The following is a 26,181-nucleotide window of genomic DNA, read 5'->3' as shown; positions in this document are numbered from 1 at the left end:
CAAAAAATGAGGGGGCACCGCCCGGCGGTGCGAGAGGAAACAAGATGAAACATGAAAAATTCAAGGTGACACCGCTGGAGCGCGCGTGGATCCTGTACGATGTGGGCAACTCGGCCTTTGTGCTGATGATCGCAACGCTGGTGCCCATTTTCTTTAATGCGCTGGCCGAGGCCGGTGGATTGAGTCCGGTGAACTATCTGGCCTACTGGGGCTATGCAAGCTCGGTGGTCACGGTGATCACGGCAGTGCTGGGGCCGATTTTGGGCACGCTGGCCGATACCAGAGGCTTTAAAAAGCCCATCTTCATGCTCTGCCTGTTCGTGGGCGTGGCAGGCTGCTGTGCCATGGGCCTTGCCACTACATGGCTGCCGTTCCTGATCATCTTCATCCTTGCAAAGATCGGCTTTTCGGGCAGTCTGGTGTTCTACGATTCCATGCTGGGCGATGTGACCACCCCGGAACGCATGGATGTTGTGTCTTCGCAGGGCTATGCATGGGGCTACATTGGCAGCTGCGTGCCCTTTGTGGTGTGTCTGGCGCTGGTGCTGGGCAGCGGGGCCATCGGCCTGAGCCAGATGACCGCCCTTTCCGTGGCGCTGCTCATCACCGCTGTGTGGTGGCTGGGCACCACCCTGCCGCTGCTGCGGAGCTATAAGCAGATCAACTATGTGGAGGTAGAGCAGCACGCCATCCGGCAGAGCTTTGTGCGCATCGGCCACACCCTCAAGCATCTGCGCGAGGATAAGCAGGTGTTCTGGTTCCTGCTGGCCTTCTTCTGCTACATCGACGGCGTGTATACCATCATCGATATGGCCACCGCCTACGGCACGGCACTGGGGCTGGAGACCACCGGCCTTTTGCTGGCCCTGCTGGTAACGCAGATCGTAGCCTTCCCTTCGGCGCTGATCTTTGGTCGGCTGAGCGCAAAATATCCGTCCAGCCAGCTTATCCCGGTCTGCATCGCAGCCTACACCGGCATTGCGGTGTTTGCCTTCTTCCTGACCAGCCAGTGGCAGTTCTGGGTACTGGCCGTGCTGGTGGGCATGTTCCAGGGCGGCGTGCAGGCACTGAGCCGCAGCCACTTTGCCAAGATCATCCCGGCTGAAAAATCCGGCGAATACTTTGGCCTGTTCGACATCTGCGGCAAGGGTGCGTCCTTCCTTGGCACCATGATCGTGAGCGTGGGCAGCCAGCTGACCGGCAGCGCCAATGTGGGCATTGGGATGCTGGCGCTGCTGTTTGCAGTGGGCTTTGTGCTGTTCCGGGTGTCCTGCCGGACTGAGGGTGCAAAACAGGTGTAAAAAATACGATTTAAAATTGCCGATGCTTTCGCTTTGGCAATATCAGAGGAATATTATTTTATAATTTTGCAGACAAGCCAGTCCTGCGGGGCCGGCCTGTTTCCTTTTTCACGGGAAGGGCGCAATGGCAAACGGCATATTGCCGCTGTCAGCCGCGCAGCAGATAAAGCACAAACTTACCCGTACAGCTCGTCGCGTAAGCGACTCAAAATCGGCGGAACACAAAAAATCCTTTAGCGCAGCGACTTGGATTTTTTGTATGGAGCCTAACTGCTTTGGGGTCTAAAAGGGGCGAGCAGCCCCTTTTTCATGGATCCAGCGCGTTGAAATCGCTGTGACCTTGCTGTGCTGAACACACAGTATTTGCTACGCAAACCGGTCTGCGGCTTAAAAGCCCCACTGGGGCTTTCATGCCCTGCGGGCACCGCCGTCCTTTCTGGTTCTCTTTTGCAACCAAAAGAGAACATACCTGGCGGTAATGCTTTTTACAAAAGGCATTAAACTCAATCTACGCGAAAACGCTCTGTACGGGAAGCAAATGGTTGAAAATCGTCCTTCTGGTTATTATTAACAAACCGGTAATTGTGTTTTTTGCCCTCGAATGATACAATAGTGTCAAACGATTTCAAAACCACAAAGGAGAAAACGAAATGGAACGATTTCCCGGTTATACCCTCGTGCGTACCGAGGACTGCCCTGAACAGCACGGAACCCTGACCGTGCTTACCCACGATGTGAGCGGTGCCACGGTGCTGCTGGTGGAAAATGAGGATACCAACAAGGCGTTTGGCATCGGCTTTGGCACCTTCCCGTCCGATGACACCGGCGTGTTCCACATTCTGGAGCACTCGGTGCTGGCAGGCAGCGAAAAATACCCGGTGACCTCGCCGTTCTTGCAGCTGCTCAAAAGCAGCATGGCATCTTTCCTGAATGCGATGACCTTCCCGGATAAGACGGTCTACCCGTTCGCTACGCCCAATGAGACCGACTTCAAAAACCTGATGGATGTCTACCTGAACGCGGTGTTCTGCCCGCTGGCCATGGTGGACAAGAGCGTGTTTGAGCAGGAGGGCTGGCACCGCAGTGCCGACGGCACCGTGAGCGGAGTGGTGTACAACGAGATGCAGGGCGCTCTGGCTGCACCGGATGCTCAGTTGGAAAATGCACTGGAACGGGCCATGTTCCCGGATACGGCCTACGGCTTTGTTTCCGGCGGCGACCCGGCCAGCATCCCGGCGCTGACCTATGAAAAGTATAAGCGAGTATATCACCGCCACTACAGCGCCGACAACTGCTGCATTACCCTCTATGGCAAAATGGATATGGCTGAAAAGCTGGAACTGCTGGACAGGGATTATCTTTCAAAAATGCCCAAGGGCACCAGCCGTCCGCAGCTGACCGTGCAGCACGAGCAGGCGGGTGCCTGCGTGGAACTGCCCTACTATACCGAAAACCCGGAGCCGGACGAGGTGCAGTGTGCTCTGGCATGGTACACCGGTGCCTTTGCAGACCGGGAGCGTCAGCTGGGCGTGGAGATCCTGCTGGATGCCCTGCTTGGCACCAATAACTCCCCGCTGAAGGCGGCGCTGCTGGCCGAAAAGCTGGGCGCAGATATTGACATTGGCTTTGACGACAGCACCCTGCAGCCGGTGCTGGAACTGGTGCTGCGCGGTGCCACCGAGGAGAGCGCCCGCAAGTTTGCTGCCGCTGTGCGCAAGGCGGTGGACGGCATTCTGGCCGAGGGCATCCCGCAGGAACTGCTGTTGGCTTCGCTGAACGCAGCAGAGTTTGCATCGCTGGAGCGCCCGGGCACCCTGCCAGACGGCGTGCTGGATGCCATCAACGCTTCTACTGGCTGGCTGCACACCGGCGACCCCGCCCTGCTGCTGCACACGGACAGGCTGTTTGCTTCCCTGCGGGAAAAGATGGCCGATGGCTGGTTCGATGAGCTGCTGCGTGAGCTGTTTGCACCGGCTCCGGTGCAGGTGGTGCAGGTGCCCACCCTGCCTAAAAAAGAGGAGGGCGAACCCATCCGCACCGACGGCAAGCTTGTGCTGGAGCACCCGCTGACCGTTGCCGACCTTGGCGACGGAGCAAGGACGGCCCCAGGCGAGCGGGAACTTCTGGCCGGTGCGCAGCTGGTGCATCACCCTTCGGCAGGCAGCCTGTACCTGAACTTCTACTATGACCTTGGTAATGTGAAGCCTGAGGACATGCCGTATCTGGACCTGCTGACCGATGTGCTGGACGAGCTGGACAGCACCGAACACACCGCTCAGCAACTGAACACTCTGCGCAGCACATGGCTGGGCGACAGCCGCACCCAGCTGGACATCTGGACTGGGCGGCAGGAGGGTGCACCCTGCCATGCCAAGCTGAGCCTGTGCCTGAGCCTGCTGGAACGCAGTCTGGAAAAGGCTGTGGAGCTGGGCGGCGAATGGCTGTATGATACCACCCTTACCGGCCCGGCGGCAGAAGCTGCTTTTGCACGGGTGCTGAGCCAGCAGAAGTTGAACATGGAACAGCAGTTCATCCAGCAGGGCAATGTATACGCAGCCACCCGCGCCAGTGCCCACTACACGGTGGACGGTGCGGTGAGTGAACGCTGCAGCGGTGTGAGCTATTACAAGTTCTTGTGCGGCGTGCAGGAGCGCGGCAATTGGGCAGCACTGGGCGAAAAGCTGGATGCCCTGCGCACAGAGGTGCTGCAGCACGCGGAGCTGACGGTCAGCCTGTACGGCAGCGAGGATGCCCTTGCAAAGCTGCGCACTCTGCTGCCGGACAGCCGCTTTGCTGCCGAGGGCCGCGCTGCGGCAAAGCCCTATGTGGAGCCGCTGACACCGCCGGTGAACGAAGCGTTTATCATTGACGGCGGTGTGAACTACGATGTACAGGTATGGCCCATGGAGCGCCGCAGCGACCGCAAGGCGCTGGCCCGCGTGATGAGCTACGAATACCTGTGGCACAACATCCGTGAGGTGGGCGGCGCTTACGGCACCGGAATGCTCTCCTCGGACGGCGTGGAATACCTGTACACCTACCGCGACCCCCATGTAAAGAAAAGCTACGACACCTTTGCAAAAGGTCCGGCAGAACTGGCAGCACGGGAGTACACCGAAAAAGACCTGAACGATTTTATTGTGGGTACTGTGGCCAAGCTGGACACCCCCCGCAAGCCGCGTGCTGAGGCCCGCGAGACGGACCGTCGGTATTTCTGCGGCATCACTGATGAAATGATGGCGGCAGACCGCAAGGCCCTGTGTGCGGTGGATGCCGCACTGCTGAAGGAGCAGGCCGCAGAGCTGGGTGCCGCCATGGCAAACGGCGTGCGGGTGGTGTTTGGCAGCAAGGATGCTGTGGAAGCCGCAAAAGACCTGTTTGATACGGTAGAGACCCTGTAAGCAAAGAGCCTTCCATCCCGCCCGGGACATGCTCTGACAGGATAAAAGTGCCTGATGATACGAAAAATGTCATCGGGCACTTTTACTTTTTGTAAAGAAACGGAAAAATTTAAAAAGCAGGGTTGACGCGGCAAAAAAGCAGTGGTAAAGTAATGGGCGGAAAAGGCAAAAAGTGTCTTTTTACAACAGGAAAACGAGGTGGTTGTCATGGAACCTGCTGGCAGTAGCAGCAGTCTTTCTCCCCGATTATTTTATATGATGGCAGCCGCCGTTTCTGCTTTGTGCAGACCCTGCTGTGTGTGAATGCACACGGTGCGTGTTTGTGTTCCCTGAAAAGAAGAAACGAGAGCTGCCACTGAAAAGGAGGCAGCTTTTTTATGTCTGAAATCTCGATCGATACCCTCAAGACCATGCTGGCAAATCTGGACGATGCCAAGAAATACCAGAGCCTGCGGGATGTGATGGAAACTCTGCCCGCGCCCGACCTTGCGGCGGTATTTGAGGATCTGCCTGCAGAAAAGCTCCCGGTGCTGTTCCGTCTGTGCCCGAAGGATCTGGCCGCAGATGTGTTCACCGAACTGACCCCTGAGACCCAGCAGAAGCTGATCGACGGCCTGACCGATACCGAGCTGAAGGCTGTTGTGGACGAACTGTTCGTGGACGATGCCACCGACCTTGTGGAGGAAATGCCTGCCAACGTGGTCAAGCGCATTCTGGGTCAGGCCGACCCCACCACCCGCCGCATGATCAACGAGCTGCTCAAGTACCCGGAGGACTCGGCCGGCGGCGTGATGACCACCGAGCTGATGGAGCTGCGGCCGGACATGACCGTGGCACAGGCCATGGAGGCCATCCGCAGGAATGGCTTTGACAAGGAGACCATCAACAACTGCTATGTGACCGATGACAGCCGCAGGCTGATCGGCGTGGTGTCCCTGCGGGCGCTGGTGCTGGCAAAGAACACAGAAGAGCCTATCAAGGACCTGATGGATTCCAATGTGGTCAGCGTGAGCACCACCACCGATCAGGAGGATGTTTCCAACCTGTTCGAGAAATACGGCTTTCTGGCTATTCCGGTGGTGGACGCCGAGAACCGGTTGGTGGGCATCGTGACCATTGACGATGCTATCAGCATCCTGCAGGACGAGGCCAGCGAAGATATTGCAAAGATGAACGCAATCGGCCCCTCCGACAAGCCCTACTTCAAGCAGAGCATGTGGGATCTGTATAAGAGCCGTGCGCCGTGGCTGCTGTTCCTGATGATCAGTGCCACCTTCTCCAGTCTGGTCATTCGCGGATACGAGGATGCACTGGCCGCTGTGACCGTGCTGACTGCATACATCCCCATGCTGACCGACGCAGGCGGCAACGCGGGCAGCCAGAGCACCTCCACCATCATCCGCGGCATGGCGGTGGGCGATATCCAGCCCCACGATCTGCCCCGCATCCTGTGGCGCGAGAGCCGCGTGGCCTTGCTGTGCGGCGGCACGCTGGCCGTATGCAACTTTGTAAAGCTGCTGGTGTTTGACCGCATCGCGGCTCCGGTGGCGCTGGTGGTGTGCCTGACTTTGATCTGCACCATCCTGCTCTCGCAGATCATCGGCGGCATTCTGCCGGTGGCGGCAGAAAAGCTGCATGTGGATCCGGCCGTGATGGCTTCACCCCTGATCACCACCATTGTGGATACCACCACGCTGCTGATCTACTTCAACATTGCAAAGATGCTGCTGCATCTGTAAAAGATACTCGGATCGGGATGCCCGGAGGCTCAGGAAAGCTTCCGGGCATTTTCTTTGCAAAAGGCGGGCGGCAGGAACCGGGAATGACAGGCGATTTTCAGAAAATTTCAGAAATGAAGCGAAAAAATGCGGAAGAACAGGGATGAACTATTCCTGAAAATATTTTTCAAGATATACAAGAAATAAAAAAGCTGCAAAAACCGGACGATGCAACATTTTGTAATCTTTTTGAGAGAAAAATGACATAATTTTTTTGCTTTTGTAGGGAGGTTGCAAATGTATGAAAAATTGTGATGTTTCGAGAAAAGAAATTGGCGAGCCCAAAAAGCATTTGTTGAAATAGCACAAAAGAACTCCTTCAATCTTGTGAACTTGTTCTCTTGAACAGTGGGGTGCTGCAAGGGTATAATACGAACAGGAATTACAGGTGCATGCAAGATTGCTCCTGTGAAAATGCTGAGATACGAATTGAAGGAGAACATTATTATGAAAATGATTTCGCGTCGTGACTTCCTGAAGGCATCTGCTGTTGTTGGTGCAACTGCTGCTATGACCGCCTGCGGCGGCTCTTCCAGCACCTCTACTGCTGCTTCTTCTGTTGTTGCATCTTCTGCTGCTGCTTCCAGCGCTGCTGCAACCAACGGTTCCGCAAACATCGGCGTGTGCATCTATCAGTTTGCTGATAACTTCATGACCCTGTACCGCTCCGATCTGGAAGAGTACCTGAAGGATATGGGCTACTCCGTCACCATCATGGACGGCAAGAACGACCAGAACACCCAGACCGAGCAGATCAACACCTTCCTGCAGCAGGGCGTGGACGTGCTGGTCATCAACCCCGTGCAGACCACTTCCGCACAGACCATCGTTGATACCGTCAAGCCCTCTGAGACTCCTATCGTCTTCATCAACCGTGAGCCCGACAAGAGCGTTCTGGACTCCTACGCAGACAAGTGCTGCTACGTTGGTGCTGACGCACGTCAGTCCGGTACTTATCAGGGCGAGCTGATCCTGGAGACCGAGACTCAGGGCGATATCAACGGCGACGGCAAGATCACCTACATTATGTGCAAGGGCGACCCCGAGAACATCGATGCTCAGTACCGCACCGAGTACTCCATCAAGGCCCTGACCGATGCAGGCAAGGAAGTTGAGTGCCTGTACGAGTACCTGGACAACTGGGATCAGACCACCGCTCAGCAGGACGTTGCAAACGCTCTGTCTCAGTACGGCGACAAGATCGAAGTTGTCTTCTGCAACAACGACGCAATGGCACTGGGCGCTCTGCAGTCCATCCAGCAGGCTAACCGCACCGTCGGCAAGGACATCTATCTGGTTGGTGTCGATGCACTGGCTGAGGCTGTTCAGGACGTTCTGGATGGCAACATGACCGGTACCGTTCTGAACGATGACGTGGGTCAGGCTACTGCAGCTGCTGAGGCTACCAAGCTGTACGTCGAAGGCTCCAAGGTCGAGCAGTACTACTGGGTCGACTATGTGAAGGTGACCAAGGACAACGCTTCCGAGTACGCGAAGTAAGACCAAAGTTTTCCTGAAACAATGCAAGGTGCGCAGTGGACCTTGACGGCTTGAGCAAAGCTATAAAGCGCGTGCGTGCGAGAAATATTCTCCGCGCACGCGCCTTGTTTTGAAAAAAGGTTTTTCTGCGGCCCGATGATAAACGACAAGGAGGCTCTGCGGAATGTCAGAATACCGTCTGGTAATGAAAGGCGTGGTCAAGACCTTCCCCGGCGTCAAAGCGCTGGATCACGCCCAGTTGGAGCTTCGCCCCGGTAAGGTCATGGCGCTGATGGGTGAAAACGGCGCCGGTAAGTCCACACTGATGAAATGCATGTTCGGCATTTACAAGATGGACGAGGGCGAAATTGAATACGAGGGCGAAAAAGTTACCATCACCACCCCTCTGGATGCACTGAACCGCGGCATTGCCATGGTGCATCAGGAACTGCAGCCGATTCCGGCACGTACTGTGGCCGAGAACATCTGGCTGGGCCGCTACCCCACCAAAAAGTACGGCCCTGTTACGGTGGTGGATCACGCCAAAATGTACAAGGATACGGAGGAGCTGCTGAAAAAGCTGAAGCTGGAGATCAATCCCCGTGCAAAGCTTGGCTCTCTGAGCATCGCACAGATGCAGATGGTGGAAATTGCAAAGGCTGTTTCCGCAAACTGCAAGGTGCTGATCCTGGACGAACCCACTTCCTCACTGACCGCAAACGAAGTTGAGTCGCTGTTCCGCATCATGCGCGAGCTGAAGGCTTTGGGCGTGGCACTGGTCTATATCAGCCACAAGATGGACGAGATCAAGGTGATCGCGGACGAAGTCACCATCATGCGCGATGGCCAGTACATCGGTAAGTGGGACGTTGCCAACATGACCAAGGAAGAGATCATTGCAAAGATGGTCGGCCGTGAGCTGTCGAACCTGTATCCCCCGCTGGAGAACCATCCCTCGGACGAGGTGATGATGAAGGTGGAGGACTTCACCTCCATCCATCCGCGCTCCTTCCGCCACTGCAGCTTCGAGGTCAAAAAAGGCGAGATCCTGGGCGTGGCCGGTCTGGTGGGCGCACAGCGCACCGAGCTGATGGAAGGCATCTTCGGCCTGCGTGCCCATACCTCCGGTAAGGTGTGGATCAAGGGCGAAGAGGTGAACATCAAGCAGCCCCGCGATGCCATCCAGAAGAGCGTGGCTCTGCTGACCGAGGACCGCCGTGCCACCGGCATCATGGGTGTGCTGAGTGTTGCGGATAACATCTCCATTGCATCGCTGGATGCCCTGCGCAAGGGCCCCATCATGCTGGACAACAAGAAGATCCTGGATCTGGTGGCTACCAACAAGGAAAAGATGGCCATCAAGGTGCCCAGCCCCAAGACCCAGATCAAGAGCCTTTCCGGCGGCAACCAGCAGAAGGTGCTGATCGCCCGCTGGCTTGCCAACAACCCCGATGTGCTCATTCTGGACGAGCCTACCCGCGGCATCGACGTTGGTGCAAAGTATGAGATCTACTGCATCATTGCCGATCTGGCAAAGCAGGGCAAGAGCATTATCATGATTTCCTCCGAAATGAGCGAGATCATCGGTATGTCCAACCGTGTCATGGTCATGTGCGATGGCCGTATCACCGGCTTTATCGACGGTAAGGATGCCACGCAGGAGAACATCATGGCGCTGGCTACCCAGTTCGAGACCGCACCTGACGCAGCTGCGGCAAATCAGTAATTAAGGAGGCTGTCTATCGTGGAAGCTACCAAAAAATTGAATGGCAAGGCTGTGGGCAAGTGGCTCAGCAACAACGCCATTATTATGATGATGCTGGCCATCACTCTGATCGTTGGCATCATGCACCCCAACTTCTTCTCCGGCACCAACATGATCAACCTGTTCAAGAACGTGTCCATCCGCTACATCATCGCTCTGGGCATTTCCGGCTGTTTGATCACCACCGGTAACGACCTGTCCGCTGGCCGTCTGGCTGGTTTTGCCGCATGTCTGGCCTGCATTTTTGCGCAGACCGAAGGCGCTTCCGGCAAGTTCTACCCCAATATGCCCACCCTGTCCACCCCCGTGGTGTTCATTCTGGTCATTGCCATCTGCGCCATCGTGGGTCTGTGCAATGGTCTGGTGGTCAGCTACCTGAAGGTGCAGCCCTTTATTGCAACTCTGGGCATGCAGCAGGTAGTCTACGGTATCTGTCTGGTGTACACTGGCGGTACCCCCATCGGCTCTTTGAACAAAAACTTCACCTCTCTGGCCTCCAACACCATCATCGGTGTGCCCGTGCTGATCTGGATCGCTTTGGTGGTGGCTGCATGCTTCTGGTTCCTGTACAACAAGACCCGCCACGGCAAGTACATGTACGCCATCGGCGGCAACGAAGCTGCTGCTGAGGTGGCCGGTGTCAACGTGCACGCTACCAAGATCCGCATCTACATTCTGGCCTCCTGCATGTTCGGTCTGGCAGGCTGCCTGCTGGCTGCAAAGTCCGGCGGCGCATCCGTCAACACTGCAATGGGCTATGAGCTGGATGCCATCGCAGCCTGCACCATCGGCGGTGTTTCCACCACCGGCGGCGTTGGTACTGTTCCCGGCGTTCTGGTCGGCGTTCTGGTCTTTGAGCTGATGAAGGTGGCTCTGCAGTTCATGAACGTGAACTCCTCCTACACCTACATCGTTCAGGGTCTTGTCATTATCGTGGCTGTGGCTATCGATATCCGCAAGTATCTGGCAAAGAAGTAAGAGCTTTTTCTGTGGGTCGTCTGCTTTTGGGCAGGCGGCCCGCTTTTTTTATCTGCATTTGTGTGGTATTATAATAAAAACACCATCAGGAGGTACGTTATGGCACAGGAAAAACAGACGCCCGAAGAGCGCGAGGCTGAGCTTGCCCGGCGGGAAGCTGCTCTTGCGGCCCGGGAAGCACAGCTTGCACAGGAGCAGGCAGAGTTGGCCGCGCAGAAGGTGGATTTTGAGGAAGGAAAAAAGAGCCTGCTCAACAACGGCGACAAAAACTTTGTGAATGCGAAAGAAAAGATGTACGATCATTTTCCGCTGACCGTGCACCAGATGGATATTATCATCGGAGTGCTGTTTGCACTGATCGCACTGTTCCTTGTGCTGGGGGTGACCCACACCAGCTTCTTCGGGCTGTTCGGCGGGTAAGAATATAGGTGATTGCATTTCATCCGCAATATGCGTATAATTTAGGATAAAAGCTCTGCCGCACTGCGGCGGCAGGAAGAGGAGTGGTGATCTTGAAAAAGAAATGGCTCGCGGCGGCACTGGCAGGCATTCTGCTGGCAGCTGCGGTTCTGAGCGGATGTGCATCGACAGAAAAGGCCAAACGGCTGCGCTTCGGTGTGGCTGGCGAGGGCGGTAGCTACCGGGAGTTCGGTGAGCGGTTCGCAGCATTGGAAAATGAGACGGACAACGGGCAGGTGGAGCTGAAGGCTACCGCCGGTTCCGCAGCGAACCTGCGCCTGCTGACCGGCGAATACCTGCAGCTGGCCATTGCACAGGCAGACCTTGTGCAGGATGCCTATGATCAGACCGGCATCTTTGCCGACGAGGAGGAAAGCCGGGGCTTTGGTGCCGTGGCGGCGCTGTACACCGAGACCTGTCAGGTGGTGGTGCGGGCGGATTCCGACATCCAGTCCATTGAGGACCTGCATGGCAGGACGGTGAGCATTGGCGCGGAAGAATCCGGTTCGGAGCAGAACGCGCGGCAGATCTTATCTGCCTATGGTCTGAACGACAAGATGGTGAGCATGGTAAACCTGAACTATGAGGATGCCGCTGCCCAGCTGAAGGCGGGCAGGGTGGATGCCATCTTTATGACAGTGGGCGCGCCCAGCCCGGTGCTGACCGCTCTGGCAGACGAGTGCGGTATCCGGCTGCTGAACGTGGACGGTGCGGCAGCACAGCGCCTGCAGAGCGCTTACAGCGCCTACAGCGGCGTTACGCTGCCGGCAGGCACCTATCCCGGACAGACGGAGGAGGTGCAGACGGTGGGTGTGAAAGCCGTTCTGCTGGCCAGCAACGCGCTGCCTGCAAAGCAGGTGCAGCAGCTGACACAGCTTCTGTTCTCCAGCCGGGAAGGGCTGGAAGAGCAGCTGGGCATCCCGCTGGACCCGGAGGAAAACGCAGTAGAGGGCGTTGGCATCCCGTTTCATGCGGGTGCGGCCGCATATTATAAGGCGGCAGGAATTACGGTCGATGAAGCGGCTGGGAACTGAGGGAAAGTAGAGCAATGAAAATCGAATTGGATATGTATCAGACACTGGCCGTTGCTGTGCTGGTGCTGATGCTGGGCAAATTTTTGCGGGCAAGGGTGCAGGTGCTGGAACGTTTCTGCATTCCGGCTCCGGTCATTGGCGGCGTGCTGTTCGCCATTTTTACCTGTGTGTGCTATGTGACCGGCGTTGCCGAGTTTGCATTTGATGATATTCTAAAGGAAGTCTGCATGGTGATGTTTTTCACCTCGGTGGGTTTCCAGGCAAACCTCAAGGTGCTGAAAAGCGGCGGAAGAGCGATGATCGTGTTTCTGGGCGTGGTCATCGTGCTGATCGTCAGCCAGAACTTTGTAGCCGTGGGGCTGGCAAAGCTGCTGGGCGTGGATGCGCTGGTGGGCCTTTGCACCGGCTCCATCCCCATGGTGGGCGGTCATGGCACCGCCGGTGCCTTTGGCCCGGTGCTGGAGGACTTTGGCATTCAGGGGGCCACCACCCTGTGTACGGCAGCGGCCACCTATGGCCTGATCGCGGGCAGCATGATGGGCGGCCCCATCGGTAAGATGCTCATTGAGCGGCACAACCTGCTGGCCACGGTGGTGCCGGAGGATGACAGCCTGCTGGTGGAAGAAGAAATGAAGCACGAGCGCCACACCACCATGTACCCGGCGGCAAGCTTCCAGCTGATCGTCGCCATGGGCATCGGCACGGTGCTGTCCAGACTTCTGAGCCTGACGGGCATGACCTTCCCCATCTATATCGGTGCCATGATCGCGGCGGCCATCATCCGCAATGTGGGTGAGTATGGAGGCGGCTACACCGTGTATATGGGCGAGATCAATGACATTGGCGGCATCTGCCTTTCGTTGTTCCTGGGTATGGCCATGATCACCCTGAAGCTGTGGCAGCTGGCAGAGCTGGCCCTGCCGCTGATCGTGCTGCTGGCCGGGCAGACCCTGTTCATGATCCTGTATGTGGTGCTGGTAGTGTTCAACATCATGGGCCGCGATTACGACGCGGCGGTGATCGTATCCGGCACCTGCGGCTTTGGCATGGGCGCAACGCCCAACGCTATGGCCAACATGCAGGCCATCTGCGATAAATATTCGCCCTCGGTCAAGGCGTATCTGCTGATCCCGCTGGTGGGCAGTCTGTTTGCGGACTTTTTGAACAGTCTGGTCATTACGGTGTTCATCAATTTTATCTGAAGCTGATCTTTACAGTTCGGGCGGGCTTCCGCACCGGGAAAGGAGACGTGAAATGTCGCTTTATCACCATCTGAAAACGTGGCTCGGAAAAAAGCGGGAGCATCCCCATGAGGAAGAAACCGTGGCCTTGCCGGAAATCCATACCGGCAAGGTGGCACATCATACGGATGCGGACGGCACTCCGGCGGCAGATAAGCCGATCCACTATGATAACGTGGCTATCCCGGAAGTGCATATCCACCCGCGGCGCAAATAACCCCGATTGCTAAAAAAGAATAGTTCCACGCCGGACAGCCCGGAGCGAATGCGCAGGCTGTTCCGGATCACAGGAAGCAAAAAAGCTCCCGTCCATCATCAGGACGGGAGCTTTTTTGCTTGCGGTAAGATCAGCGGCTTAGAGGAACACGTACTTGAGGATGAACAGCACGGTCAGCACATACATCAGGGGGCTGATCTTCTTTTCCTTGGCCTTGCCGGTGACCAGATTGATCAGGGTCCAGGAGATGACGCCGATGGCGATGCCCTCAGAGATGCTGTAGGCAGTGGGCATGGCCAGAACAGTCAGGAAGGCGGGGATGCCCTCGCTGGGGTCATTGAAGTCGATCTTGACGGCAGAGCCCATCATGTAGAAGCCCACGATGATCAGGGCCGGAGCCGTTGCAAAGGACGGGATGGTGAGGAACAGAGGGCTGAAGATGGTGGCCAGCAGGAACAGGATGCCGGTGGTCATAGAGGTCAGACCGGTGCGGCCGCCCTCGGTAACGCCGGAAGCACTCTCGACGAAGGTGGTTGTGGTGGAAGTGCCCAGCACAGCGCCTGCGCAGGTGGCGATGGAGTCGGCCATCAGTGCGCCCTTGATGTGGGGCAGCTTGCCGTCCTCGTCCAGCATGTCGGCCTTGGAGGCAACACCGATCAGGGTGCCCAGAGTATCGAACAGGTCAACGAACAGGAAGGAGAACATGACGGCGAAGAAGTTCAGGATGCCAACGCCGGAGAAATCGGTCTTGAATACCTGACCGAAGGTCTTGCCCAGCGCGGAGAAGTCGAAGCTGACAAAAGCGGTGGGGATAACGGAGTACATGCCTGCATCGGCGTTGGGCACATAGATACCGGCGATCTCGCAGAGGATGCCCAGCACCCATGTGATAAGGATGCCGTACAGGATGCCGCCCTTGACCTTCTTTACCAGCAGGATGGCGGTGATCACGATACCCAACAGGGCAAGGATCGCGCCCATGCCCACGCTGGAGAAGGTCTCGCCCTTGAAGTGCTGGTAGGTGACGAGGGTGGAATCGCTGTTGACGATCAGTTTTGCGTTCTGCAGGCCAACGAAAGCAACGAACAGGCCGATGCCCACGCTGACGGCGCTCTTCAGGGTCATGGGGATGGCATTGAAGATGCCCTCACGGACATTGGTGAGGGACAGCACGATGAAGATGATGCCCTCTACAAAGACGGCCATCAGGGCCAACTGCCAGCTGTAGCCCATGGTGAGAACGACCGTGTAGGAGAAGTAGGCGTTCAGGCCCATGCCGGGTGCCAGTGCAAACGGATAGTTGGCAAGCAGAGCCATAAGCGCAGTGCCAACAAAGGATGCCAGCGCGGTGGCGATCAGAACGGCTTCCGAATCCATGCCGGAAGCAGAAAGGATGTTGGGATTGACCGCAAGGATGTAAGCCATGGTCATGAAGGTGGTGATACCTGCCATGATCTCGGTCTTGACATCGGTGTGGTTCTCCTTCAGATGAAAGATGTTTTCTAACATGAGGAACCTCCTGATTCAGATAAAACATCCCGTCCGTGCGTGGGACGAGAAAGAACAGAACCTATTGTAACATTTTACAAAAGCATTTGTCCACAGAATAAACACACTTTTTTCATTTTCTGTCCAAAAATCGCAAATGAGTATGACTTTGAAGGTTTTCTGCGGGTCTGCCACAAATTTTGATGGAGAAAAAACACTGCTTTTGAAAAGATACGAAACAGCGATGAATTAAAAGGAATAAAAGTATACGAATCGGATTCTTAAATTTAAAATATACGTTATGGCTCTGTAAAAGTGCACACTGTTGGGAAAGCAGCACCAGTGGTATCCTTTTGCCATAGCCCAGCACACCAGGGCGGAAAGGAGTTGATACCCAACACCATGGGGCAGACAAAACAGGCCAGAGGGCTGGCCAGCCTGAGCCGAGCCACGGACACCCTGAGCACCCTGCTGGCACAGCAGGTGCGGGAACTGAATGCCCGGCAGAAGGCGGCAAAAAAGGAAGGCGCATCGGGAGCAGGCACCATGAGAGACCTCAAGGAGGCCACGGCGGTGCTCAAGGATCTGGCCGGTGTAGCCAAGACCCTGAACGATCAGGGGGCACAGGCAGAAGGAGCGGAGTGCGGCGTGGTGCTGCTGCCGACGGTGGAGGAAGAACCATGAGCATTGTACAAGCAAGAGTGCCGGTGGTCTGGCGGCCCCAGCCGCGGCAGGCCGAATTTATGAGCCGCCCGGAACCGGAAGCGCTGTACGGCGGTGCGGCAGGCGGCGGCAAGAGCGACGCGCTGGTGATCGAAGCGCTGCGGCAGGTGCACATTCCACACTACCGGGCGCTGATCCTGCGCAAGACCTACCCGCAGCTTTCCGATTTGGTGGACAAGAGCCAGGTGTACTACCACAGGGCGTTCCCGCAGGCACAGTACAACGCCACGGCCCATGTGTGGAACTTCCTCAGCGGGGCAAAAATTTACTTTGGCTCCATGCAGTACACCAAGGACCGTACCAATTATCAGGGCAAGGCCTTCGATTTTATCGGCTTTGACGAGCTGACCCACTTTGAATGGGAAGAGTACAGCTACATGATGAGCCGCAACCGTCCCACCGGCCCGGGCACCCGGGTGTACATGCGGGCCACCACCAATCCCGGCGGCATCGGCCACGGGTGGGTGAAGGCACGGTTCATCACGCCCGCACCGCCCGGCACGCCTATCACCGAGGAATACACGGTAAAGCTGCCGGACGGCACCGAACAGAAGCTGCAGCGGGCGCGGGTGTTCATCCCTTCCAGCATTTTTGATAACCCCGCCCTGCTGGCAAACGACCCCGGCTACCTTGCAAGCCTTGCCAGTATGCCGGAAGCAGAAAAGCAGGCGCTGCTCTACGGCAGCTGGGACAGCTTTTCCGGGCAGGTGTTTACCGAATGGCGCAACGACCCGGCCCGCTACGAAGACCAGCGCTGGACCCATGTGATCGCACCGTTCACCATCCCGAAGCACTGGCAGATCTACCGCGGGTTCGACTTTGGCTTTTCCAAGCCGTTCTCGGTGGGGTGGTACGCAGCGGACGAGGAGGGGCGGCTGTACCGCATCAAGGAGCTGTACGGCTGCACCGGCAGGCCGAACGAGGGCCTGCGCATCGACCCGGTGGAACAGGCCCGGCGCATCCGGGAGGCAGAGCAGAACGACCCGCTTTTGCGCGGCAGGGTGATCCACGGCATTGCCGATCCGGCCATCTTTGATGAGAGCCGCGGCGAGAGCATTGCCGCTATGATGGAGCGCAGCCCGAACTTCCTGCGCTGGTCCCCCGGCGACAACACCCGGCTTGCGGGCAAGATGCAGTTCCACTACCGGCTGAATTTTGATGCGGACGGCAGGCCGATGTTTCAGGTGTTCAATACCTGCAAGCACTTTATCCGCACGATCCCGAACCTTGTGTACGACGAAAGCAACGTGGAGGACATCGACACCCGGCAGGAGGATCACATTTACGACGAGTGCCGCTATGTGCTGATGGAGAACCCTATCAGCCCGCCGGTGCGCTGTGCTGCGCCGCCCATGCCCGACGACCCGCTGAACCTGCACAAGCGGGCAAGATTTTACAGAATTTAAAGGAGAAACGCAATGGACGATTACGAGAACGAAGCTTTGCCCGTGGGTGAAGCACAGGTGGCCGAGGCCATGCAGACCTTGCAGCGGTACAAGGCGGGCAAGGCTGCGCTGGACAAGCGCATTGTGGATAACGAGCTGTGGTTCCGCATGGGCCACTGGAAAAACTACCAGAATCCCATGATGCCCGGCAAGGCTCAACCTTCCAGCGGGTGGCTGTTCAACAGCATTGCCAACAAGCACGCCGATGCCATGGACAACTACCCGGAACCGAACGTGCTGCCCCGGGAGGCAGATGACGAGAACACCGCACGGGCACTTTCCAGCGTTTTGCCGGTGGTGCTGGAACAGGCCGACTACGAGCAGGTGTACAGCGACTGCTGGTGGCGCAAGCTCAAACAGGGCACCGGCGTGACCGGTATCTTCTGGGACCCTGCAATGCGCGGCGGCATTGGCGACATTGCGGTGCGCAGCGTGAACCTGCTGATGCTCTACTGGGAGCCGGGCGTGGCGGATATTCAGGCATCGCCGGACTTTTTCAGCCTGAGCCTTGAGGACACGGCCCGGCTGTGCGCGCAGTACCCGCAGCTGGCAGGACACACCGCCAGCGTGCTGGACGTGCCCCGGTACATCCACGATGAAGGGCAGGACACCAGCTCCAAGAGCGTGGTGGTGGACTGGTACTACAAGCGCCCGGATGAAACGGGGCGCATGGTGCTGCACTACTGCAAGTTCTGCAACGGCGTGGTGCTGTACGCCAGCCAGAACGACCCGGCGCTGGCAGAAAGCGGCCTGTACGACCACGGGCAGTACCCCTTTGTATTTGACCCGCTGTTCGTGGAGGAGGACAGCCCGGCGGGCTTTGGCTACATCGATGTGATGAAGGACTGCCAGACGGCCATTGACAAGATGAACCATGCCATGGACGAGAACGTGCTGCTGAGTGCAAAGCAGCGGTATGTGCTCAGCGACACGGCAGGGGTCAACGAGGAAGAACTGGCCGATTTCAGCCGGGACATCGTGCATGTGGTGGGACGGCTCAACGACGACAGTTTCCGTCCGCTGCAGACGGCGGGCCTGCAGGGCAACAGCCTGAGTTACCGCCAGAGCCGCATTGAAGAGCTGAAGGAGATCAGCGGCAACCGGGACATGACGCAGGGCGGCACTGCCGGAGGTGTGACCGCAGCCAGCGCCATTGCGGCCTTGCAGGAGGCAGGCAGCAAACTCAGCCGCGATATGCTCAAGAGCGCCTACCGTGCTTTTGCAAAGCAGTGCTATCTCATCATCGAGCTGATGCGCCAGTTCTACGACGAGCAGCGGGTATTCCGCATCGTGGGCGAAAGCGGCGAGAGCCGGTTCGTGCCCTTCTCGGCGCAGGCGCTGCGGGCGGTGCCCGGCGGCAGCGTGGGCGGCGTGGAACTGGGCAGCCGGGAGCCGATCTTTGACATCGTGGTGAGCGCCGCCAAGAAGAGCACCTTCAGCCGCCTTTCCCAGAACGAGACGGCCAAGGAGTGCTATCAGCTGGGCTTTTTCAAGCCGGAAAATGCCGATGCCGCCCTTGCGGCACTGGAAATGATGGACTTTGAAGGCATTGAGAAGGTGCGCCAGCGGGTGCGGCAGAACGGCACCCTTGCCCAGCAGCTGGCTAGGATGCAGCAGCAGATGGCACAGATGGCGGCGGTGATCGCCCAGCAGGGCACCGGGCCTGACGAACCGGCCCGCAGTGCAGGCGGTGCGTCTGCGCAGAAGGACGGGCAGGCGGTAAAGCTGGCGGGCCTTGGCAATGCCCTGCCGGTGGCCGCCGCTGCACGTGCCATGGACATCCATTAAAAAGGAGGTGAATTTTATGATGAAAGTTTGTTACAGCGAGATGGATACCCCCGCCGGGCTGAGTTGCCGGCTGGAAGCTGCCGGTCATGCAGGCTATGCGCCTGCCGGGCAGGACATCGTTTGTGCAGGAGCCAGCACCGTGATGCAGGGCCTTGTGTACCTGCTGGCCGGGGAAGAGAACGCCCACAGCGAAGCCTTTGATGAGCCGGACGGCCCGCGTCTGGCAGTGAGCGTGGATGCGCCCTGCGAAGAATGGGTGCGCGGTGCCTTTGAGCTGGCCAAAGCCTGCTTTGTGCTGCTGGCCGAACGCTACCCGGAGAATGTCCGCTTTGCAGATGTGAGCCGCAGAGGAAAGGAGAGCATGATGGATCTGCAGCTGTTTGCAGCGGAGGCGACCGCCGCCTGCGGCGGAAACAGGGAGCCGAGGCTGGGGCAGCGGCCAGCAGAACACGAGTGCCGCTCAAGGCACGAAGTGGACGCTGGGAGCCGCAACCCGTGGGGAACCTTTATGCTACAGCTCTTTGCAGAGGGAGAAGCCGCTCCCCCGGCCCTGAGCGAAGCGCAGACCCGGCAGGCGGTGGCCTCCGGCACCATGAAGCCGGACAAAGCAAAACAAGCGCCCGCTGTGCCGCAGGCTTCGGCAGAGAAAACCGTAGAGCTGCAGCCGGAAAAGCCCCGGCAGGAACTGCCTGTGCAGCGCCCGGAACTGCCGCCGCTGTCCAGCTTTGCCCGCAGCACACAGGCTGCTGTGCACAGCCTGCATGCCCGCTGGGCGGCAGAGGAAGCGGCCATGCGCCGCAGCCAGCCGGATTTTGATCTGCAGAACGAGCTGCGCAGCCCGGAGATGCGCCGCCTGATGCAGCTGCCCGGCATGAGGGTGCGTGATGCGTACCGTCTGGCCCACTACGACGAAAACCTGCGCACTGCAGCGCAGGCTGTGGAGCAGGGCGTGATGGAACGCATTCAGCAGCGGGCCGCACGGCCCACCGAAAACGGCATCCGACCCGGCGGCGCGGCTACCGTCCGCCCGGATGTAGCCAGCATGACCCGCGCCCAGCGAGAAGCACTGGAACGCCGTGTGCTCCACGGAGCACAGATCGAATTGTGACTATTTTACAAGAGAAAGGAATATGAGCATGAACAAGAATTTCAACATCCAGCTGTTTGCGGAAAACCTGAACACCACCGCTACCATGTCGAAAGAGATGAAGACCTTCTATGAGAAGCGTCTCATCGATCAGGCAGAGCCGCGTCTGGTGCACGACCAGTTTGCGGACTACTACCCTGTGCCCCAGAACGGCGGCAAGACCATTGAGTTCCGCAAGTACGACAGCCTGCCCAAGGCATCCACTCCGCTGACCGAGGGCGTGACCCCGAACGGTCAGGCACTGAATGTGACCACTATCACCAGCGATCTGCACCAGTACGGCGGCTGGACTCCGCTGACCGACGTGCTGCAGATGACCGCCATTGACAACAATGTGGTGCAGGCCACCCGTGTGCTGGCAAGTCAGGCAGGCCGCACCATGGACAGCATTACCCGCGATGTGCTGGCGGGCGGCACCAATGTGATCTATGCGCCCAAGCTGGCCGCAGACGGCACCGAGACTGCCGTTGCCAGCCGCAAGGCACTGGACAAGACCTGCACCCTGACCCCGAAGCTGTTCTTTCAGGCGGCGGCACAGCTGGGCGCGATGAACGCCGACCCCATCGGCGACAGCTACATTGCCATCATCCACCCCTACGCTGCCTACGACCTGAAGACCAGCAAGGAGTTCATTGAGGTGCACAAGTACGCCGACCCGGACACCATGTTCCGCGGCGAGATCGGCAAGCTGGGCAACATCCGCTTCATCGAGACCAGCGAGGCCAAGATCTGGAAGGATTCCACCTGCCCGGACGGTCTGGCTGTGTTCGGCACGCTGGTGCTGGGTGCCCACGCCTACGGCGTGACCGAGCTGGAAGGCGGCGGTCTGGAGCACATCGTCAAGCAGCTGGGCTACGGCGACGACCCGCTGAACCAGCGCGCTTCCGTGGGCTGGAAGGGCATGCGTGCGGCAGAGCGTCTGGTGGAGCAGTACATGGTGCGCATTGAAAGTGCGTCCAGCTATTCCGCCACCGCTGCTGCAAACTGAGGAGGCGTGAGCCATGGCTGAAAAGAAAAATGTGCGCATCCGGCTGTTCAAGGATAACAGCCGCTACAAGGGCGATCTGTTCGTGAGCGTGAACGGTGTGAACTATAAGATCCGCCGCGGCGTGGAGGTGGAAGTGCCGCCCGAAGTGGCCGAGGTGCTGGAGCACAGCCAGATGCAGGATGAGCTGACTGCCGCCCGCATTGCGGCGGCAGAGAACGCCGCCCAGTAAACCCGAAACAGACAAAAAGCCCGGCTGGGGAGCCTGCCCGGCCGGGCCTTTATAAAAAGGAGAGTGAACATATGACCGTAGGACAGGCGCTGGAACGCGCCGAAGAGCTGCGCCCGGGCAGCCGCATTGCGCTGGCCACCCGGCAGGCGTGGCTGAAGGAAGCAGACGCGATGCTGCGGGAACGCTTTTTTAAAAACAGCATCACAGATGCATACGACGATGTGGGCGCAGACCTTGCATGGGACGACAGCCTGCAGGACGACGATGTGCTGCTGGCACCGGCACCTTTTGATGCGCTGTATCCGCATTATCTGTGTGCCATGACCGATGCGGCCCTTGGTGAGACCGACCGCTACGTCGGGGAGCAGGCCCAGTACAACAGTCTGCTGGCAGATCTGGCGGCGTGGCTGCGGCGCAGCTACCCGACCCTGACGGGTGCCCAGTGGCGCTGGTAAGGAGGTGAGAGCATGGTTCTGGCAAACAGAGCGAAGCTGCAGAACAGCCGCAGTCTTGTGCGGGTATTCGGCGGGCTGAACGAGACCTATGCCTGCTCGGAAGCAGAGTACAGCGCGGGCGTGAATTTTTCTGCCCGGGATTTCCCGGCGCTGAGCACCCGCAAGCCGCGCCGCAAGCTGAGGGAGTTGACCGAGCTGAACGGCATGTATCACCTGAACGGGCTGCTGACCGTCTGCGGGAAGGATCTGATCTACACGCCGGATGCCGACGGCGCGAACCCGGTGACCTGCACCGAGGCAGTGACCGACGGCAAAAAGGCACTGGTGGGCATTGGTACAAAAATCCTGATCTTCCCGGACAAGGTAGCCTTTGATACAGCGGACGGAAGTGTTTCGGCACTGGGAGCTGTATGGCAGGCAGAGGGACAGAGCGTGCAGTTTGCACCCTGCGATGCCGCGGGCAAGGTCTACGAGGTGAGCGGTTACGGCAAGGAGGAACCGGAGAAGCCTGCAGACGGACAGCTCTTTTTGAAGGTGGAGGACGAGGAGCACCCATGGGCCAGCACCAGCACACTGGAAGAGTACAGCGCATCCTCCGGCAGCTGGACGGCAGTGCCGCTGGAATACTGCCGCATCACAGCGGCGGGCGCGCAGAGGCTATTTGCCCAATGGGACACCGTGACCGTGCAGGGCACGGCAGCACAGCAGGCTGGCATGTGGACAAAGCTGGACGGGGATCTGGTAGTTTACGATGTGCTGGAAAACGGGCTGCGCGTGCGGGTAAGCCCGGAGGGAGATCATGTTTACGGCACGCTGGTGCAGAGCGCCGAGAGCGCCCAGTGGACCAGCTTGGACGGCAAGGAGACACGCAGCTTTGCGGTGAGCACGCCGGTGCGGATGGAACGCCGCGTGCCGGATCTGGACTACGTTACCGAGTGCGACAACCGGGTATGGGGCTGCAGCAGCAAGGAAAACGTGATCTATGCCTGCCGCTTAGGCGACCCCACCAACTGGTTTTCCTACCGGGGCATTGCGGCAGACAGCTACGCAGTGACGGTGGGCAGCGATGGTGCGTTTACCGGCGCGGCCACATGCATGGGCTATGCGCTGTTCTTTAAGGAGAACACACTGCACAAGCTCTATGGCTCCAAGCCTTCGGATTTTCAGCTCACCTCGCTGCGCTGCCGGGGCGTTGCCAAAAACGCGGCGCGCAGCCTGTGTGTGCTGAACGAGACGCTCTATTATCTTTCGCCGGACGGTGTGATGGCATGGGACGGCAGCATTCCAACAAAAGTGTCCGGCGCGTTGGATTCGGGCCGACTGGCCAATGTGCAGAGCGCGGTGGGCAGTGCGCTGGATGGTCGCTATTACCTGCATGTGGCCCGCACGGCGGCAGGCGAAAATACGGCAAGGCTGCTGGTGTACGATACCGAGCGCGCGCTCTGGAGCGAAGAAAACGTGTGCTCCTACGAGATGACCAGCACCGGCGGACAGCTTTATCTGTGGGACGGGCAGGCACTGTGGGCCGCAGATCCCAGCCGCGAAGCGGACTGGCAGGCCACCGACGGTGTGGAGGAAAAGCTGAACTTTGAGCTGACCACTGGTGACATTGGGCTGGACGGGGCCGAGGACCGGTATCTTTCCCGACTGACGCTGCGGCTGGATGCCGAGTGCAGCAGTACGGTGGAGGTGGCCGCCAGCTATGACGGCGGCCCATGGGAGACGGTGGCAAGCCTGACGGCACAGGACAAGCGGCGCAGCTTTGATCTGCCGTTCGTGCCCCGGAGGCACGGCACCCTGCGGCTGCGCCTGAAGGGCAGGGGACAGATCACCCTGCGCAGCATTGCAAAAACAATGGCCGCTGCCAAGGGCGGCATTGCAGGCGGGGAGGTGTGACGAATGGCAAGCGTGATGGGCATTAACAAGATCGGCCTGCCCAAGCTCAGCGAGAACATGGACCCGGAGGATGCCCGTGCCCTGCGCAGCTACCTGTACCAGATGCAGGAACAGCTGCAGTATGTGCTGAGCAATCTGGACGTTGAGAACATGTCCGACGAGATGCGCACGAAACTGCAGAATTTATAAGGAAAGGATCATATATGGCAAACAGAAAGAAAAAGGACGAAGCGCTTGCCGTTGTGCAGGCGCAGACGGAGGGCAGCGGCCAGCCTGCCGTGCAGAGCGGCTATTCGGCGGCGGGACTGGACAGCCGCTCGGAGGTGGAAAACGCGCTGGCAAATTCCAGCTACAAGCCCAGCCAGACCGTGACGGATGCTGCAAATGCGCTGAAGGAGTGGCAGGCAAACCGCCCGGGCGATTATCAGAGCAGCTATCAGGAGCGGATCGATCAGCTTTTGAACCAGCTGCTGCAGCGTGAGAGCTTCCAGTACAGCTACACCAAGGATCCGCTCTACCGCCAGTACGAGCAGAACTATTTGCAGAACGCCCACAACGCCAGCGCAGATGCTGCGGCGCAGGCTGCAGCCCTGACCGGCGGTTATGGCTCCAGCTATGCCACGAGCGCCGCCCAGCAGGCGTATCAGCAGCAGATCGGTGCGCTGAGCAGCGCCATCCCCACGCTGTACAGTCTGGCACTGGATACGTATACCAGCGGCGGCAACGAGCTGGTGAGCCAGCTGGATCAGCTGAACAACAGCGAACAGGATGCCCAGCAGCAGTACAACAACAAGCTCTCGGACTACTACACTCAGCTGCAGCAGAAGGGCGAAGCATACAACAACGCCTATGCGCAGGACTACAGCGCGTATCAGGATTATCTGAGCCAGCTGGGCACCCTGCACGATTATTACTCCGCGCAGGAACAGCAGCAGGCAGCACGCCGCCAGCAGGTGTTCAGCAATGTGATGACCGTGCTGGGTGTGCTGGGCGATGCGGTGCAGATCGTTCTCAGCGGCACCACGGGCGTTGGCTCCATGCTGAGCGGCCTGCTGAATACCGGCTACAACATCTACTCCGGCAACCGTCAGTACGAGGCAGACCGTGCGGACACTCAGTGGAACCAGCAGCTGCAGGAGCGTCAGTATCAGGACAGCCTGAACCAGCAACGCTACGAGAACGAGACGAGCGAGCGGGAGTATCAGGACAAACTCAACCAGCAGAAATTCAACAACGATGTCACAAGCCAGAAGCTGAACATCGCACTGGGCGAGTGGAACCTGAAAAAGTCCAATGCGGCGCAGAAAGCAAGCCGCGCTGGCAGCACGGCGGCAGGCAGTAAGACTGGCGGCACTGGCACGGGCAGTACGTCCTCCGGTACAGCCAACCGCAGCACGGGCACTGCCACCCGTCTGGGCAGTGACACCTCCCGGAATGTGACGGTGCCCTACATGGCCATGCTGATGCGCAGCCAGGGCAAGAGCGATACCAGCATCAGCACCGCACTGCGGCAGGATGGCTATTCCAGCGCAGAGATCGCACAGATCCTGCAGCAGATGAGGCGCTGACCGTGCGGGTAGATATCAAACAATAAAAAGCATGTGCAGAGCACACAGGAGCCGTTCCGGCCAGAGGTGTTCTGCACATGCTTTTTTAGCAGAAAATAATGGCGTGCTGTTCGAGTCCCACTGGGATACCCCACCAAATAAAAAAATCCGCTGTTTTGAACAGCGGCAGAAGGTTCCCCGGTAGACATTCCTAAGGAATGGAACCCGCAGCAGAATCTGACGGTCAGGGCCTTACGGGTTGTGTTTGCTGATTTTTCCGCAGCCCCTTGGCAGGGCTTTGAAAAATCAGAACACGGCCCCAACAACTCCTCCCTGTTTCGGCCGCAGGCCGCGGTCGTCGTCGTTGCTGTTCGAGTCCCACTGGGATACCCCTACCAAATAAAAAAATCCGCCGATGCAAAGCATCAGCACAGCATTTGTCTTGGTAGACATTCCTACTGATTGGAACCCGCAGGCTAACCAACAGCCCACTGGGCTGTTGGTTGCTCTGCCGCTGATGCGTCAGAGCCGCCTTGTTCGAGCCCCACTGGGATACCCCACCAAATAAAAAAATCCGCCGATGCAAAGCATCAGCGGATTTTTGGTGGGGTGCCCAGTGGGACTCGAACCCACGGTCTCCAGATCCACAATCTGGCGCGTTAACCGACTACGCTATGGGCACCACATAGATGCGCCCGAAGGGACTCGAACCCCCGGCCCACTGCTTAGAAGGCAGTTGCTCTATCCACCTGAGCTACGGGCGCACGTTGTAATCCCATGGGTTCCATTATGGCGGCAGCTGTGTGTCGGCACACGCTGCGA

The 26,181-nt window shown here is 58.4% G+C and carries 21 protein-coding genes and 2 tRNA genes; 20 read left to right on the top strand and 3 right to left on the bottom strand.

What is annotated here, in order from left to right; all coding sequences use genetic code 11:
- Positions 1-44 precede the first annotated feature (44 nt).
- The 10 genes from DWY76_RS08470 (at position 45) to DWY76_RS08420 (ending at position 13,653) form a co-directional block, all read left to right on the top strand.
- A complete protein-coding gene (locus DWY76_RS08470) occupies positions 45-1,301 on the top strand; it encodes an MFS transporter (protein ID WP_120080924.1) in 1,257 nt (418 codons plus the stop codon).
- A 650-nt stretch (positions 1,302-1,951) separates the two neighbouring features.
- On the top strand, positions 1,952-4,702 hold the full coding sequence (locus tag DWY76_RS08460; RefSeq protein ID WP_120080920.1) for an insulinase family protein: 2,751 nt from the start codon (positions 1,952-1,954) through the stop codon (positions 4,700-4,702).
- 377 nt (positions 4,703-5,079) lie between these two features.
- Entirely contained in the window at positions 5,080-6,441 is a 1,362-nt protein-coding gene (gene mgtE / locus DWY76_RS08455; RefSeq protein WP_120080918.1) for a magnesium transporter, read from the top strand.
- Positions 6,442-6,927: 486 nt separating this feature from the next.
- Entirely contained in the window at positions 6,928-7,980 is a 1,053-nt protein-coding gene (locus DWY76_RS08450) for a substrate-binding domain-containing protein (protein WP_120080916.1), read from the top strand.
- Positions 7,981-8,143: 163 nt separating this feature from the next.
- Positions 8,144-9,685: a sugar ABC transporter ATP-binding protein gene (locus DWY76_RS08445; protein ID WP_120080914.1), complete on the top strand. Its 1,542-nt coding sequence runs from the start codon at positions 8,144-8,146 to the stop codon at positions 9,683-9,685.
- Between the two features lie 18 nt (positions 9,686-9,703).
- Complete coding sequence (locus tag DWY76_RS08440; protein WP_120080912.1) at positions 9,704-10,702, top strand: beta-methylgalactoside transporter; 999 nt, start codon at positions 9,704-9,706, stop codon at positions 10,700-10,702.
- Between the two features lie 99 nt (positions 10,703-10,801).
- A complete protein-coding gene (locus DWY76_RS08435) occupies positions 10,802-11,122 on the top strand; it encodes a hypothetical protein (RefSeq protein ID WP_120080910.1) in 321 nt (106 codons plus the stop codon).
- A gap of 86 nt (positions 11,123-11,208) precedes the next feature.
- Positions 11,209-12,195, top strand: a complete 987-nt coding sequence (locus DWY76_RS08430) for a TAXI family TRAP transporter solute-binding subunit (protein WP_165852594.1) — start codon at positions 11,209-11,211, stop codon at positions 12,193-12,195.
- 14 nt (positions 12,196-12,209) lie between these two features.
- Positions 12,210-13,397: a sodium/glutamate symporter gene (gene gltS / locus DWY76_RS08425; RefSeq protein ID WP_097775078.1), complete on the top strand. Its 1,188-nt coding sequence runs from the start codon at positions 12,210-12,212 to the stop codon at positions 13,395-13,397.
- Between the two features lie 52 nt (positions 13,398-13,449).
- Positions 13,450-13,653, top strand: a complete 204-nt coding sequence (locus DWY76_RS08420) for a hypothetical protein (protein ID WP_097775079.1) — start codon at positions 13,450-13,452, stop codon at positions 13,651-13,653.
- Between the two features lie 138 nt (positions 13,654-13,791).
- Here DWY76_RS08420 and DWY76_RS08415 read toward each other — a convergent pair whose 3' ends face one another.
- Positions 13,792-15,162, bottom strand: coding sequence for an NCS2 family permease (locus DWY76_RS08415; protein ID WP_120080906.1), 1,371 nt, complete (start codon positions 15,160-15,162; stop codon positions 13,792-13,794).
- A 381-nt stretch (positions 15,163-15,543) separates the two neighbouring features.
- On the opposite strand from DWY76_RS08415, the gene DWY76_RS08410 reads away from it, so the two are divergent.
- From DWY76_RS08410 to DWY76_RS08365, 10 genes are all read left to right on the top strand, one after another.
- A complete protein-coding gene (locus DWY76_RS08410) occupies positions 15,544-15,825 on the top strand; it encodes a chemotaxis protein (RefSeq protein ID WP_120080904.1) in 282 nt (93 codons plus the stop codon).
- On the top strand, positions 15,822-17,270 hold the full coding sequence (locus tag DWY76_RS08405) for a phage terminase large subunit (RefSeq protein WP_120080902.1): 1,449 nt from the start codon (positions 15,822-15,824) through the stop codon (positions 17,268-17,270). Before DWY76_RS08410 ends, DWY76_RS08405 begins: the two co-directional genes overlap by 4 nt.
- Before the next feature lie 12 nt (positions 17,271-17,282).
- Complete coding sequence (locus tag DWY76_RS08400) at positions 17,283-19,097, top strand: hypothetical protein (protein ID WP_120080900.1); 1,815 nt, start codon at positions 17,283-17,285, stop codon at positions 19,095-19,097.
- A gap of 16 nt (positions 19,098-19,113) precedes the next feature.
- Positions 19,114-20,205, top strand: coding sequence for a ribosomal-processing cysteine protease Prp (locus DWY76_RS08395; protein WP_120080899.1), 1,092 nt, complete (start codon positions 19,114-19,116; stop codon positions 20,203-20,205).
- Positions 20,206-20,233: 28 nt separating this feature from the next.
- On the top strand, positions 20,234-21,232 hold the full coding sequence (locus tag DWY76_RS08390; RefSeq protein ID WP_044954098.1) for a N4-gp56 family major capsid protein: 999 nt from the start codon (positions 20,234-20,236) through the stop codon (positions 21,230-21,232).
- A gap of 13 nt (positions 21,233-21,245) precedes the next feature.
- Positions 21,246-21,461 carry a hypothetical protein gene (locus DWY76_RS08385; protein ID WP_097775085.1) on the top strand — a complete coding sequence of 72 codons (216 nt, stop codon included), beginning with the start codon at positions 21,246-21,248 and terminating at the stop codon, positions 21,459-21,461.
- Positions 21,462-21,532: 71 nt separating this feature from the next.
- Positions 21,533-21,916: a hypothetical protein gene (locus DWY76_RS08380; RefSeq protein ID WP_005944627.1), complete on the top strand. Its 384-nt coding sequence runs from the start codon at positions 21,533-21,535 to the stop codon at positions 21,914-21,916.
- A 12-nt stretch (positions 21,917-21,928) separates the two neighbouring features.
- The gene (locus DWY76_RS08375) at positions 21,929-23,812 is read left to right on the top strand and encodes a hypothetical protein (RefSeq protein WP_120080897.1); all 1,884 of its coding nucleotides are present in this window, start codon (positions 21,929-21,931) and stop codon (positions 23,810-23,812) included.
- A 3-nt stretch (positions 23,813-23,815) separates the two neighbouring features.
- Positions 23,816-24,001, top strand: coding sequence for a hypothetical protein (locus tag DWY76_RS08370; RefSeq protein WP_005944623.1), 186 nt, complete (start codon positions 23,816-23,818; stop codon positions 23,999-24,001).
- Between the two features lie 14 nt (positions 24,002-24,015).
- The gene (locus DWY76_RS08365) at positions 24,016-25,380 is read left to right on the top strand and encodes a cell envelope biogenesis protein TolA (RefSeq protein ID WP_120080895.1); all 1,365 of its coding nucleotides are present in this window, start codon (positions 24,016-24,018) and stop codon (positions 25,378-25,380) included.
- A 584-nt stretch (positions 25,381-25,964) separates the two neighbouring features.
- Here DWY76_RS08365 and DWY76_RS08360 read toward each other — a convergent pair.
- Positions 25,965-26,041 (bottom strand) — tRNA-His (locus DWY76_RS08360).
- A gap of 8 nt (positions 26,042-26,049) precedes the next feature.
- A tRNA-Arg gene (locus DWY76_RS08355) sits at positions 26,050-26,123 on the bottom strand.
- Between the last annotated feature and the right edge of the window lie 58 nt (positions 26,124-26,181).

The organism is Faecalibacterium sp. AF27-11BH (assembly GCF_003603005.1).
Classification (GTDB): Bacteria; Bacillota; Clostridia; order Oscillospirales; family Ruminococcaceae; genus Faecalibacterium; species Faecalibacterium taiwanense.
Note: the sequence above shows the minus strand (reverse complement) of the source record. Positions and strands in the feature narration are given on the sequence as shown.

Coding starts and splice junctions, on each gene's coding strand:
- DWY76_RS08470 (WP_120080924.1), top strand. CDS start 45: ATGAAACATGAAAAATTCAAGGTGACACCGCTGGAGCGCGCGTGGATC.
- DWY76_RS08460 (WP_120080920.1), top strand. CDS start 1,952: ATGGAACGATTTCCCGGTTATACCCTCGTGCGTACCGAGGACTGCCCT.
- mgtE (WP_120080918.1), top strand. CDS start 5,080: ATGTCTGAAATCTCGATCGATACCCTCAAGACCATGCTGGCAAATCTG.
- DWY76_RS08450 (WP_120080916.1), top strand. CDS start 6,928: ATGAAAATGATTTCGCGTCGTGACTTCCTGAAGGCATCTGCTGTTGTT.
- DWY76_RS08445 (WP_120080914.1), top strand. CDS start 8,144: ATGTCAGAATACCGTCTGGTAATGAAAGGCGTGGTCAAGACCTTCCCC.
- DWY76_RS08435 (WP_120080910.1), top strand. CDS start 10,802: ATGGCACAGGAAAAACAGACGCCCGAAGAGCGCGAGGCTGAGCTTGCC.
- gltS (WP_097775078.1), top strand. CDS start 12,210: ATGAAAATCGAATTGGATATGTATCAGACACTGGCCGTTGCTGTGCTG.
- DWY76_RS08420 (WP_097775079.1), top strand. CDS start 13,450: ATGTCGCTTTATCACCATCTGAAAACGTGGCTCGGAAAAAAGCGGGAG.
- DWY76_RS08415 (WP_120080906.1), bottom strand. CDS start 15,162: ATGTTAGAAAACATCTTTCATCTGAAGGAGAACCACACCGATGTCAAG.
- DWY76_RS08410 (WP_120080904.1), top strand. CDS start 15,544: ATGGGGCAGACAAAACAGGCCAGAGGGCTGGCCAGCCTGAGCCGAGCC.
- DWY76_RS08405 (WP_120080902.1), top strand. CDS start 15,822: ATGAGCATTGTACAAGCAAGAGTGCCGGTGGTCTGGCGGCCCCAGCCG.
- DWY76_RS08400 (WP_120080900.1), top strand. CDS start 17,283: ATGGACGATTACGAGAACGAAGCTTTGCCCGTGGGTGAAGCACAGGTG.
- DWY76_RS08395 (WP_120080899.1), top strand. CDS start 19,114: ATGATGAAAGTTTGTTACAGCGAGATGGATACCCCCGCCGGGCTGAGT.
- DWY76_RS08390 (WP_044954098.1), top strand. CDS start 20,234: ATGAACAAGAATTTCAACATCCAGCTGTTTGCGGAAAACCTGAACACC.
- DWY76_RS08385 (WP_097775085.1), top strand. CDS start 21,246: ATGGCTGAAAAGAAAAATGTGCGCATCCGGCTGTTCAAGGATAACAGC.
- DWY76_RS08380 (WP_005944627.1), top strand. CDS start 21,533: ATGACCGTAGGACAGGCGCTGGAACGCGCCGAAGAGCTGCGCCCGGGC.
- DWY76_RS08375 (WP_120080897.1), top strand. CDS start 21,929: ATGGTTCTGGCAAACAGAGCGAAGCTGCAGAACAGCCGCAGTCTTGTG.
- DWY76_RS08370 (WP_005944623.1), top strand. CDS start 23,816: ATGGCAAGCGTGATGGGCATTAACAAGATCGGCCTGCCCAAGCTCAGC.
- DWY76_RS08365 (WP_120080895.1), top strand. CDS start 24,016: ATGGCAAACAGAAAGAAAAAGGACGAAGCGCTTGCCGTTGTGCAGGCG.